Raw genomic sequence first — 12,257 nt, 5'->3', positions numbered from 1 at the left:
AGTACGGAATATGAACCGCAAATGAATTTTTTTATAAAAAGCAGGCGGTTTGCCTTACAGGATAACAAAAGTTGCTATCTTGCTGTTAACCTTAAGCAATAACAACCGGTACATGAAGCTAAACTTTTTAAAGCACAGGTGGCAAAAGCGATTATTTAAATTTGTGCTGATACCGGTTGTGGTTATATTGGTACTGGCGATAGTAGTGAACAGGTACTGGTCGCCCATACTGGCATCCAAAGTAAAGGATGTGGTATTAAAAAGCAGCGACGGCTTGTACAAGGCTGATTTTTCGGATGCCGAACTGCATATCCTTCGGGGCAAGATCATCCTTTATAATATAACTTTAAAACCCGACACCGCGGTTTATAACCAAAGGAAAAGGCTGCACCTGGCGCCTAATACGCTTGTTGAGCTAACGGTTAAACGTTTGGTGATTAACCATGCCCACCCGTTTAGCCTTTACTTTCAAAAAAAGCTTAATATAGGCCAGATTATTCTGAGCGAACCTAAGTTAAAAGTAACCTACCAGCTCAATCATACCAAAGATACCGTGGTTAAAGACCACCGTACTGCCTGGCAGCGGATCGCTAAAAGCCTGAAATCGGTACATATTGGTAATATCCTGTTAAATGATGTTAACCTCGATTATGAAGACTATTCGGGCAATAAAGTAGCCATCTCCAAACTAAGAGAATTAAGCCTGAGCGCTAACGACCTGCTCATTGATTCGGCTACGCAAACCGATAAATCACGCCTGCTTTACTGCAGGGATATTGTAACCGAACTTAATAATTATACGGGCGAAACACCAAGCGGCCTGTATACCTATAAAATTAAACACCTTAAGTTATCAACCTTAACTTCGCAGTTAAATATTGAGGGATTGGCCGTGCAGCCGTTAAAGCCCGATAATTTTTTTGATAAAAGCCGGAAGGACAGGCTCGGCTTCCTGGCCGATTCGATACAGATCAATCATTTCGATTACCTTAACTATCATAAGTATCGAACCTTTTCGGCCAGGAGCTTAAGTGTTGCCGGCGGGAAGATCACCGCGTTTACCAACCCGGTGAAAGGGCCTGACGACGGGAGTGACAAGGTGAAAACCTTCCCGAACATGCTGATCCGTAAACTCAACCTCGATTTGCGGGTAGATACCGTAAAGTTGCGCCGCGTTGATGTGGTTTATAGCGAGTTTAACAAAAAAACGCAGCAAACGGGTGCAGTGGAGTTTAACAATACCAGCGGTACTATTTTAAATTTAACTAACAATCCTTCGGCGGTTGCTAAAAATAACATTAGCGATGTTACGCTTGTATCTTATTTTATGAACTACGGCCGTTTGGATGTTCAGTTTAAATTTACCTTAAATGATGATAACGCCCCTTTTAGCTGTAAAGGCAGCCTGGGCTCCATGGATTTTTCACGGCTTAACCCGGCAACCATGCCCCTGGCCATGGTAAAAATGACCTCGGGAAAGGTTAAAAAGTTCAGTTTTGATATAGCAGCCAACAGCAAGGTGTTTAAAGGTAAGGTTGATTTTTTATATAACGACCTGAAAGTGGTATTGCTGAAGCCTGATACGGCTAATGACCGCCTTAAACGCAAAACCATCATCTCCATCTTCGCCAACCTTTTTGTAATTAAACACAATAACCCGGATGAGAAAGGGAAACTGACCTCATCATACGTGGTATTTAAACGGCCTAAAGATTTCGCTTTCTGGAAAACCATCTGGAAAACCCTGCTTACGGGTATCAAACCCTGCATCGGTCTTGACGAAAAATCGCAAAAAGCCACCAAAGACCGCATTGACGAACACAATAAAAATAAAGCCGAGCGCCTAAAAAATAAAGCGGAGCGGCAAAAGCGAAAAGCCGAGAGGAAAAAATTAATGGATGAGGGAAAGTTTTAGCGGCAGGTTTGTTAGCTAATAATGGATTTTTATCAAATCAACATCATTCGATGGGCGTTCCTACTCCGCATAAGCGATCGTTGCTATGCTCAACGTCACGCCGGGTATTTTAAGCAATTCAATCCCGCAGGCTTCAAGGGTAGAGCCGGTGGTAACAATATCATCCACCAGTAAAATATGTTTCCCTTCCAATAACCCCGGGTTTTTTACCTCAAATACCTGCTGCATATTTTCAAACCGGGCAAAGCGCGATTTGTGGGTTTGCGTTTTTGTAGCCACCGTGCGTATTAAATTCTTATCGTCGACAACCGCATGCAGTTTTTCGGCCAGTCCCTGGGCAAAACAGGTACTTTGGTTGTAGCCCCTTTCGCGCATGCGGCTTTTATGCAACGGCACCGGGATAATAACGTCGATGGTTTTGAACGCAGGGTTGCCCAATAATTGCCCGCCCGCCATATTACCCAGCAGGTTGCCTATTTGCCGCATGCCGTTATATTTAAAATTGTGCATCAGGTGCTGTACCTTACCACCTTTTTGAAAATAATACAGGGCATAAGCAAACTCAATATTGATTTTGCCCCAAAATTGCCGGGCTACAATGTTATCAGGTTGTTGGTGAAAGTTGGTAAATGGTAAATTAAACCGGCAATGGCTGCACAGGATGTACTCGCCTGCTACCAGGCTGTCTTCGCAGGCCATGCAAAGCTCCGGGAACAGCAACGAAACAAAATCGGCCAGGTAGGTGCGCAGCAAATTCATGGCCTTAAGTTAAGGCGGATTTTTTAAACTTCGGCCAGTTTATCTTTTTCTTTAATAGCTAACTGTCCGCATGCCGCGTCAATGTCTTTGCCCCTGCTGCGACGCAGATGCGTGTTAATGCCTTGTTTGGTAAGGTAAGCCGCAAAGGCTTCAACTTTATCCTCGCCGGCGTTAATGTAGCTGGCAAAAGCTATAGGGTTATATTCAATAATATTAACTTTGCAGGGCAGGTGTTTGCAAAATTTGGCTAACTCCATGGCATCCTGTATGTTATCATTTACGCCATCAAAAATGATATACTCGTAAGTTACAGGGTTTTTGGTTTTGGCATAGTAGTACTTTAAAGCCTCGGCCAGTGCTTTTAACGAGTTTTGCTCGTTGATGGGCATAATGGTGTTCCGCTTTTCGTCGTTAGCGGCGTGAAGCGATAGTGCAAGGTTGAACTTAACATCATCATCGCCCAGTTTTTTAATCATCTTGGCGATCCCGGCTGTTGACACGGTAATACGTTTAGCTGCCATATTAAGGCCATCCTCCGAAGTGATACGATCGATGGATTTCATCATGTTGGCATAATTGAGCAAAGGTTCGCCCATGCCCATGTAAACAATGTTCGACAGCGGTTGGCCGTAATTTTCGCGGGCCTGTTTGTCAATCAGCACAACCTGGTCGTAAATTTCATCAGGGTTGAGGTTCCGTTTGCGTTCCATGTACCCGGTAGCGCAAAATTTGCAGGTTAAACTGCAGCCCACCTGCGATGATACACAGGCTGTCATCCGGCCCGGGGTAGGAATTAAAACACCCTCAATTAAATGGTTATCATGTAAAATAAAAGAATTTTTTATAGTTTTATCAGCACTAACCTGTGAGGAATTAATTTTTACATTATTGATTACAAAATTATCATCCAGTTTAGTGCGCAGTTCTTTAGAAATATTGCTCATCTCGTTGAAAGAAAAGCAGGATTTTTTCCACAGCCACTCGTAAACCTGTTTTGCCCGGAAGCTTTTTTCATCCATGCGGATAAAATGCTCCTGTAAGGTGCTCAGGCTCAGGCTTCGGATATCGATTTTACCATTTGTATTGTTCACGATGCAAAAGTACTTAAATTTAAAAAAATCTATCTTTTTTTAAAGTCATTCTTTTTGATTGGATAAAACAATAACTAAAAGTTAATTGTGTTTATTTGCAGAGGGTAGTCTTTTGAAAAACGTTATGTGTTACGATACCAAGTTTATTTGAATGAAAAGTTTTAGAGCCGATTACGTTTTTCCTGTTTATGCCGATCCGATTAAAAATGGAATTGTTACCGTTGATGATGAGGGTAAGATCATCGCCGTTGCCGAAAGCAATAAGCCCCCGGGCGGACCTGTACAGCAGGTGAGCGGTATTATCACCCCCGGTTTTATTAATACCCATTGCCATACCGAACTGTCGCATTTAAAGGATAGGGTGAAGCCCCGCGGCGGCCTGGTTAATTTTATAAAGGATGTACAGTCCCTGCGCAATACCGACCGCGAGGAAGTACTGGATGCTATTGCCAAAGCCGATCAAGAAATGTATGATAACGGCATAGTTGCCGTTGGCGACATTTCCAATACCAACAACAGCGTTGCCATGAAAAGGCAAAGCAAGCTGTATTACCATACCTTTGTTGAAACCTTTGGCTTTTTGCCCGGACGCGCTACCGAGGTATTTGAAAAAGCGCAGGAATTACTTGGCGAATTTAAGCCCGGGGCATGTTCCTTAACCCCGCACGCGCCCTATTCTGTATCGAAGGAATTATTTAAGCTGATTAAAAAATACAGCGATGGGGCCGACGATAACCTGTTGAGCATCCACAATCAGGAGTGTGAAGATGAGAACAAGTTTTACCGTTATAAATTAGGCGCTTTTTTGGATTTGTACGATCACTTTGGTAAGGATATATCGTACTTTAAACCGCAGGCCCGCAATTCGGTACAATCCATCATCCCGCTGCTTAGCAGTAAACAGAAGGTTTTACTGGTGCATAATACCTGCACCAACCTTAAGGATATTTACTTTATAAAACGCTTTGATAAAAAAATAAACTGGTGTTTTTGCCCTAATGCCAATTTATATATTGAAGGCCGTTTGCCAAAAATCGACTTGTTTGTTAACCAGGGCTTTAATATTACCCTCGGCACTGATAGCCTTGCATCTAACGGTAAGCTTTCTATCTTAAGCGAAATTCAGGCTATTCAACAAAAGTTCCCATCCATAGGTCTTCCCCGCCTGGTGGAGTGGGCAACTAAAAATGGCGCTGAGTACCTCGGCATCGACGATGAAAAAGGAACATTGGATCCAGGCAAAACGCCGGGGCTCAACCTCATAAGCGGTCTTGACGGATTTAAGATCACACCGGATACAACCGTAAAGAAATTAATGTAATTGACACTAATTTTCACGAATTAGATCGAATTGCACAAATTATTTGAAACTGCAATAGAGTAAATAATTAAAAGAGAAAAACCGGCTTTTGCCGGTTTTTCTCTTTTAATTATTCTCTGCGCCACCGTTCGGCTGGAGCCAAGCGACTGATAAGTGTGTACTCAATTAGCATTCTTGTAATTCGTTTAAATATCATCTGCAATACAAGCATTCGTGTAAATATTATCCTTTACTTACCGGTACCGTTAAATGAATAGTAACCTCTGGCGGCGTGCCGCTCCTGTCAACGCCGTATTTTGCGGGTACTACTTTAAAATCGCCTTTAAAAGTGGCATCGTTGCCTTTTTCGTCAAAAGTAAAATGAATGGCTTCAGGATTGGTTTTGCCCTTCATGGTCAGTTTACCGTTTGCAACATAACCACTGCCGCTTTTGGCAACCGAAGTTGACTCGAACCTGATGGTTGGATAATCATCGGCGCCCAGGGCCGATTTAACATGGCTGGTTTTAATAAAAAAGCCGGTAGATGCCGTGTTAACATCAATGCTTGCCGAAATTTTGGCTGCTTCGGGATGGTCCTTGTCAAAAACTATATCCGCTTTCAGTCCGCTAAATGAGCCGCTAACCCGGTGACCCTCAAAGGTAACCTCGGCGGCATCGGCTTTAACTTTCCAATTGGTAAAAAAGGCAAATGCAGATAGGCTTGTAAACAGGATAATAACTGCCGGTAAAATGAGTTTTTTCATAAAATGAAGTTTTTAAGATACTGTCATCCACTAATAAATTGTGAAGTGTTTTATTGTGTTTACGTGTGTATGTTTAAACAGGTTGCTTAGCCGGAAAAAGTTAACTTTGCAGCTTAATAACATCAAATAAACAACAATATTATCATACTCATGAGCAAACATCTCAATATCACTGTTAAGGGTAAGGTGCAGGGCGTTTTTTACCGCAAATCTACCAAAGCTGTTGCCGATCAGCTGGGGGTGCGCGGCATTGTACTTAACGAGGCTAATGGTGATGTATACATTGAAGCGGAAGCCGACCAGGCAACACTCGAGATGTTTATGGAATGGTGCCAGGAAGGCCCGGAGGGCGCCGCGGTTACCGCTGTTGAAAGCCATGAAGGCGAATTGAAAAACTATCGTAATTTTGAGGTTGTTAAAAGGCGCTCATAACTCATACTACTGCCAACTAAAATAAGCTATCCCCATTGTCTACAATAAAAAAATTTGCCGGGCAAACCGCCATATATGGTCTAAGCACCATCATTTCGCGGATGATTTATTTCATTTTAACGCCCATATATACCCGTACCCTAACGGTAGGGGCTAACGGCGTTTTTACAACGGTTTACGGCAGCGCTTCCATTATCAACAACATACTGGCATTTGGTATGGAAACCACCTATTTCAGGTATTTACAAAAGCGCTCGGATAGTAAACAGCAGGTTTATAATAATGCCTTCGGCGTTATTATAGCGGTATCATTACTGTTTTTGGTTTTTGCCCTGTTTTTTCTGGATCCTATTGTTAACTACATGCAGGCCGGGGTGGTTAAAGACCATGCCGACTATACTTTTTACGTAAAGTGCTTCCTGGTGATCCTCGTTCTCGACGCGTTTTGCGTAATGCCCTTCGCTAAATTGAGGGCTGAGGGCCGGCCAATGAAGTACGCCATTATCAAGTGTTCAAATATCGCCCTGGTAATGGCCCTTAACTTATTTTTTTTGTTCGGTGTGCCGTTTATGATCAGCCATCATTTGCCCGGCAGTACATGGATGGTGAGTTGGTTCAGGCCGCATTGGGTTGGTTATGTGTTTTTAGCGAACGCCATAGCCAGCGGGTTAACCATATTGCTGTTACTGCCCGAGGTATTGCAGTTGAGGCTGAAATTTGATGTGGCCATGTACCGCGAAATGTTTACGTACAGCTGGCCGGTACTGATAGCCAATTTATCCTATATCATCAACGAATCGTTAGATAAGGTAATGCTGAAACAAATCCTGCCTGCCGGTATCGCCGATAGGGATGTAGGTATTTATGGTACCTGCGCTAAAATAGCCTTGTTTTTAAGCTTATTTGTTAACGCGTTTAAACTTGGGGCCGAGCCGTTTTTTTTTAGCCACGCCAAAAATAAAAATGCAGGCGATACCTATGCCCGTATCATGAATTACTTTGTAATAATGGTGGCGGTGATATGTGTTGGGCTGGTGGCCAATATCAATATCCTGGCTACCTTTATAGTGGGTAAGGAAACTCACCTGGTTAAAAACCATATTGTTCACAACCCTTTTTGGCAGGGCCTGGGTGTAGTACCGCCTTTGCTGTTCGGTTACCTGAGCCTGGGTATTTACATGAATTTATCGGTATGGTATAAACTGTCTGATCAAACAAAATACGGCTTGTACATATCAGGTATTGGCGCCATTTTAACTATTTTGCTCAACTGGTTGTTAATTCCTCAATACAGTTACATGGCTTCGGCCTGGATCTCATTCGCGGCTTACGCCACCATGATGGTATTGTCATACATCTGGGGCCAAAAAAATTACCCCATTCCTTACAACTTAAAAAAGAACCTGGCGTATATAATGGTATCCGGGTTGTTTGTTTTTTTGTCTTTTAAGGTATTTAATCGTAATATATTTGTTGGAAACGGGCTTTTACTGTTATTTGCGGCCGGAGCTTATTACTTTGAGCGGCGGGAGTTAAAAGCTATATTTAAACGGGGATAGTAAGAATCAAGAATTCAAGAATCAGGAAGCAAGATAAATGAGAAAGAGAACCAGCAATAATAGCTTGAGCCTTGGCCGGGAAAACCCATTGTTTTCTGTCGGGCTTGTTGCTTCTTTATTCCTGACTCTTGCTGTCTTGCCTCTTTCCTCCCAGGCTCAGCATAAAAAAAACGGAATTACGCCTGCTAAAACATTAACCTATCAGGACAGCCTGATGGTTAAGCAGATGTTTTTTTCGGCCCTTCGCGAAAAAACCATCGAAAATTATAAGCTCGCTACCGAAATGTTTGAAAGGGTTGTACAAACTGATCCTGCAAACGATGCCTCGCTGTATGAGCTTGCCAACTTAAAAAGGCAGCAAAGTGACTATGCCGGGGCGCAGCCATTGCTTGAGCAGGCGGTAGCTATCAATAAAGATAATGAGTGGTATTGGGCGGCCCTTGCCGATAGCTACGAAAAAACCAATACGATTGATAAGCTTGAAAATGTTTTTAACCAGCTGATCAGGCTCAATCCCGATAAACAGGACTATTATTTTGATAAAGCCAACGCCTACGTTATTTTAAAGCGATATGATGACGCGCTTAAGGTGTATAATGAGCTTGAAGCCCGCAACGGCTTAAGCGATGATATTTTGGTTAACCGCCAAAAGATATATTTAAAACAGGGTAAGGTTGACCAGGCCGCTTCCGATCTGGAGAAACAGATTGCGGATAACCCCAACGAAATCCGCTACTACCTGGCCCTGGGCGAGATCTATAACTCCAATGGTTTTCCGGATAAGGCCCAGAAAATATTACAGCAGGCCGAAAAACTGGACCCGCGTAACGGCATGGTGCATTTTGCCCTGGCCGATATTTATCGCGATAAAAAAAATAACGAGGCCAGTTTTAATGAACTTACCTTAGGCTTTGCCATCCCGGATGTAAGCATCGACAGAAAAATTAATATCATTTCGGGCTATTTTCCCAAGTTTCCTGAAGCCAATGCCAAAGCCAGCGCGCTCGAACTGAGCCGGATTTTAACCGTGGCCCACCCTGCCGATTCAAGGGCGTATGCTATTTACGGCGATATGTTATTGCAGAACGCCAAATACAAAGAGGCCAGGCCGGTGCTTAAAAAAGCCATGCAGTTAAACAGCCAGGTTTACAATGTGCAGGAACAGCTGGTTAGACTGGAACTGGCCGATAACGACCTGGATGCCGCTATTAAGGATGGTGAAAACGCTTTATCGCTGTTCCCGAACCAGGCCTGGATGAATTACCTGGTGGGCGTGGCCTGGGCGCAGAAAAAAAATAATGCCAAAGCGGTTACCTACCTTAAAAACGCTACTTCATTAGAACTTCAGGATAAGGAATTACTTTCGTTAAGTTTTTCGTTATTGGGCGATTGTTATCATGAGCTGAAAAATATTAAGGCATCCGACGAGAGTTATGAAAAGGCGCTCGCTTACAATCCTGATAATGCGTTCACGCTGAACAATTATGCTTATTATTTATCGTTAAGGAATGAGCAGTTGGAAAAGGCGGCGCAGATGTCGGCACGATCAAACGAGTTACAGCCCAACACGGCATCGTTTGAGGATACTTATGCCTGGATCCTGTTTATGCAGAAAAAATACACGCCTGCAAAACAGTGGATGGAAAAGGCTATAGCACATGATAAAGAAAATAGTTCGGTGAAGTACGAACATTACGGCGATATTTTGTTTTTTGTTGGAGATACAGATGCCGCCGTAGCAAACTGGAAAAAAGCCAAAAGTTTCGGCGGAAATTCCCCGGCCTTAGATCGTAAGATAAATGAAAAAAAATATAGCGAATAGTTTATTGATAGCTTGCTGCCTGCTTGTAATGGCAAGCTGTAAAACACGCAAACAGGTATTGGTTACCCGCAAGGCCGATTCGGCGGCGAAGGTAAATAACGATTTGGCAAGCAAACTGGCCGCCATACGTGCAAGCCAGGTTAATTTTACAACCTTTGCGGGTAAAGCTAAAACCAAGCTCAGCATCAATAACAACAGTAATGATGTTACGCTGAACTTAAGGATAGCCAGGGATAAAAGGATCTGGGTATCCATAACCGCGGTACTGGGCATTGAAGCCGCGCGTGCGGTAATAACGCCCGATAGCATTATGATTATTAACCGTTTGCAAAGCGTTTATATTAAAAAGCCGTTCAGCTATATATATACGTACGCCAGCAAGCAGGTTAACTATAAAACGCTCGAATCGTTACTGATTGGTAACGCGGTGCCCGAACTGGTAAACGAAAACGCGGCAATTGAGCATGCCGATGGTAATACCACACTGAGCGGTACGCTTAACGATCTGGTTTACAAGCTGATATTGGGGCCTGATAACAAAGTTACCCAAACCAAACTGGATAATGAGCAGCAGGCACAATCGTTACAGGTTACCAATAACGCGTTTATACAGGCAACAAACCGGGTGTTGCCCTCACAAATAGATATAGCATCGGTAGTAAAAGATAAAAAAATACAGGTTAATTTGCATTATACCAAGGCCGACTTTGAAGTTGAACAAAATTATCCATTCAGCATACCTGATGGGTACGAGCCAGGTAAATAATTAATATGTTTGTTTGATGAAGTTTATAAAAGCAACTTTCTTTTTACTACTGGTACTGGCAGCGGTTAACGTAAGGGCCCAAAGCAGCGACGAACTGAAGCGCCGTAAAGCCCAGCTGAACAAAGAGCTTGAGCAATTAAACCAGGATTACCAGGAAACTTTAAATAACAAAAAAGCTACCTTAAAGCAGTTAAGCATACTTAAGGCCAAGATAATCCTGAGGCAGGAAAAAATAGAGAACATTAACTCGGAGATAAGAAATTTGGATAACCAGATCTCTGAGAGTACTAATAACGTACGTAGTTTACAATCGCAGTTAGATCAGCTTAAAAAAGAATATGCGGCCATGATCCTGTTCGCTTACCGAAATCAAAGCGCTTATAACAAATTGATGTTCCTGTTTGCATCGAAGGATTTTAACCAGGCCTACAAACGTTTAAAATATTTGCAGCAATTTGGTACTTACCGCGAGCGCCAGGCGGCTTCGATACAGGGTACACAGAAGGAATTGCACATTAAGATTAACGAGCTGGATAAAACCAAAGACGAGAAAACCAGCCTGTTAAAAGATCAGCAAAAAGAAAAAGAAACGCTGGGTAATGAGCGTAACAACCAGGTTAAAGTAGTGAGCGAACTGTCGCAGCATGAAGGTATCCTGAAAAAACAACAGCGGGATTTGCAGGCTAAGATAGCTAAAACCAACGCCGCTATTAAAGACGCGATCCGCAGGGAAATAGAAGAAGAAAAACGCCGTTTGGAAGAAGAAGCGAGAAGAAAGGCGGCCGAGGAGGCCCGGATAGCTGCGGCTAAAGCTAAAGCCGAAAACAGGCCGGCTCCCGCTGCGGCGGCGGCTCCAAAGCCGGTTACCCGCACTACTTCAAGCGTACTTAACGCTACACCTGAAGCTGCGAAATTGTCTAATGACTTTTTAGGGAACCGCGGCAGCCTGCCATGGCCGGTAGCCAATGGCGTTACCACACAAGGATTTGGTATTTATACCACGCCCGAAGGGATCAGGAGTGAAAGTACAGGTATAGATATCCGTACCAATGCCGGAGCCAATGTACGGTCGGTGTTTGACGGGGAGGTGATTAAGGTAGTTGATGTAAGCGGTACTTACCTGGTGATGGTTAGGCATGGCGAATATTTTACGGTTTACGCCAACCTGCGCTCGGTAAATGTAGCCAGAGGCCAGAAAGTGACTACCAAACAATCATTAGGAACGGTGGCAACCGAACCATCTACCGGTGAAACGGAAGCCCATTTTGAAATTTACAAAGGCACAACACCCGTTAACCCTAAGCTGTGGCTGGCGCCTAACTAATTAGTTTTGAATTATAAGAAAATTTAATTGTATATATTTGTATCCTTAAACAAAATGCTATGTTAAGTTCAGTTTTGTTATTTTTAAATATTGGTACGGGCGAGATGGTACTGATACTTTTTGCAGCATTGATGCTATTTGGCGGCGAAAAACTGCCCGGCCTGGCGCGAAGCTTAGGTAAAGGCATCCGCGATTTTAAAGATGCATCTGAGGATGTAAAACGCGAAATCAATAACCAGATCAACAATTACGAAGAGAAAAAGCCGGAGCCAAAAAAGGAAACTCCTTTAATAGAGGAAAACGCTTCTGAAGCCCCGGAAAATACCGCCGCTGAATACGAAAAACCGGTTGTTGAAAATACTGTTCCAAATACAATCGCTATCAGCGATTATCACGTAAATACTCCTGCAGAACATCATAACGGCGATCATGTTGACCTGGATAAAACCATTACGGGCAACCACATAGATGCCGAAAGGGAAGAGCATAAATTATAGTACTATATTAATCATTACATAAAAACT

11 protein-coding genes are annotated in these 12,257 nt (G+C 43.1%); 8 read left to right on the top strand and 3 right to left on the bottom strand.

Annotated features, from left to right (window positions below; all coding sequences use genetic code 11):
* Window positions 1-112: 112 nt before the first annotated feature.
* Window positions 113-1,915 (top strand): hypothetical protein, encoded by a 1,803-nt coding sequence (locus LX99_RS16600; protein ID WP_146203147.1) that lies wholly within the window; start codon window positions 113-115, stop codon window positions 1,913-1,915.
* Between the two features lie 60 nt (window positions 1,916-1,975).
* On the opposite strand, the gene LX99_RS16595 is transcribed toward LX99_RS16600, so the two are convergent.
* Together LX99_RS16595 and rlmN are read right to left on the bottom strand one after the other, a co-directional pair.
* Window positions 1,976-2,674: a ComF family protein gene (locus tag LX99_RS16595; protein ID WP_109608895.1), complete on the bottom strand. Its 699-nt coding sequence runs from the start codon at window positions 2,672-2,674 to the stop codon at window positions 1,976-1,978.
* 23 nt (window positions 2,675-2,697) lie between these two features.
* The gene (gene rlmN / locus LX99_RS16590; protein WP_109608894.1) at window positions 2,698-3,765 is read right to left on the bottom strand and encodes a 23S rRNA (adenine(2503)-C(2))-methyltransferase RlmN; all 1,068 of its coding nucleotides are present in this window, start codon (window positions 3,763-3,765) and stop codon (window positions 2,698-2,700) included.
* Between the two features lie 151 nt (window positions 3,766-3,916).
* On the opposite strand from rlmN, the gene LX99_RS16585 reads away from it, so the two are divergent.
* Window positions 3,917-5,086, top strand: a complete 1,170-nt coding sequence (locus LX99_RS16585) for an amidohydrolase family protein (protein ID WP_109608893.1) — start codon at window positions 3,917-3,919, stop codon at window positions 5,084-5,086.
* Between the two features lie 222 nt (window positions 5,087-5,308).
* Here LX99_RS16585 and LX99_RS16580 read toward each other — a convergent pair whose 3' ends face one another.
* A complete protein-coding gene (locus LX99_RS16580) occupies window positions 5,309-5,830 on the bottom strand; it encodes a YceI family protein (RefSeq protein ID WP_109608892.1) in 522 nt (173 codons plus the stop codon).
* A gap of 150 nt (window positions 5,831-5,980) precedes the next feature.
* On the opposite strand from LX99_RS16580, the gene LX99_RS16575 reads away from it, so the two are divergent.
* The 6 genes from LX99_RS16575 to LX99_RS16550 are packed head-to-tail and all read left to right on the top strand — an operon-like array spanning window position 5,981 to window position 12,230.
* Complete coding sequence (locus tag LX99_RS16575; protein WP_109608891.1) at window positions 5,981-6,262, top strand: acylphosphatase; 282 nt, start codon at window positions 5,981-5,983, stop codon at window positions 6,260-6,262.
* Between the two features lie 35 nt (window positions 6,263-6,297).
* Window positions 6,298-7,821: an oligosaccharide flippase family protein gene (locus LX99_RS16570; RefSeq protein ID WP_109608890.1), complete on the top strand. Its 1,524-nt coding sequence runs from the start codon at window positions 6,298-6,300 to the stop codon at window positions 7,819-7,821.
* A gap of 37 nt (window positions 7,822-7,858) precedes the next feature.
* On the top strand, window positions 7,859-9,643 hold the full coding sequence (locus LX99_RS16565) for a tetratricopeptide repeat protein (protein ID WP_109608889.1): 1,785 nt from the start codon (window positions 7,859-7,861) through the stop codon (window positions 9,641-9,643).
* The gene (locus tag LX99_RS16560; RefSeq protein ID WP_109608888.1) at window positions 9,621-10,409 is read left to right on the top strand and encodes a DUF4292 domain-containing protein; all 789 of its coding nucleotides are present in this window, start codon (window positions 9,621-9,623) and stop codon (window positions 10,407-10,409) included. The genes LX99_RS16565 and LX99_RS16560 overlap by 23 nt, the downstream gene beginning before the upstream one ends.
* A 16-nt stretch (window positions 10,410-10,425) precedes the next feature.
* Window positions 10,426-11,733 carry a murein hydrolase activator EnvC family protein gene (locus tag LX99_RS16555; RefSeq protein ID WP_109608887.1) on the top strand — a complete coding sequence of 436 codons (1,308 nt, stop codon included), beginning with the start codon at window positions 10,426-10,428 and terminating at the stop codon, window positions 11,731-11,733.
* 59 nt (window positions 11,734-11,792) lie between these two features.
* Window positions 11,793-12,230, top strand: coding sequence for a Sec-independent protein translocase subunit TatA/TatB (locus LX99_RS16550; protein ID WP_109608886.1), 438 nt, complete (start codon window positions 11,793-11,795; stop codon window positions 12,228-12,230).
* The last annotated feature ends 27 nt before the right edge of the window (window positions 12,231-12,257 follow it).

The sequence above is a fragment of the Mucilaginibacter oryzae genome, from assembly GCF_003148845.1.
GTDB classification, from domain to species: Bacteria; Bacteroidota; Bacteroidia; order Sphingobacteriales; family Sphingobacteriaceae; genus Mucilaginibacter; species Mucilaginibacter oryzae.
Note: the sequence above shows the minus strand (reverse complement) of the source record. Positions and strands in the feature narration are given on the sequence as shown.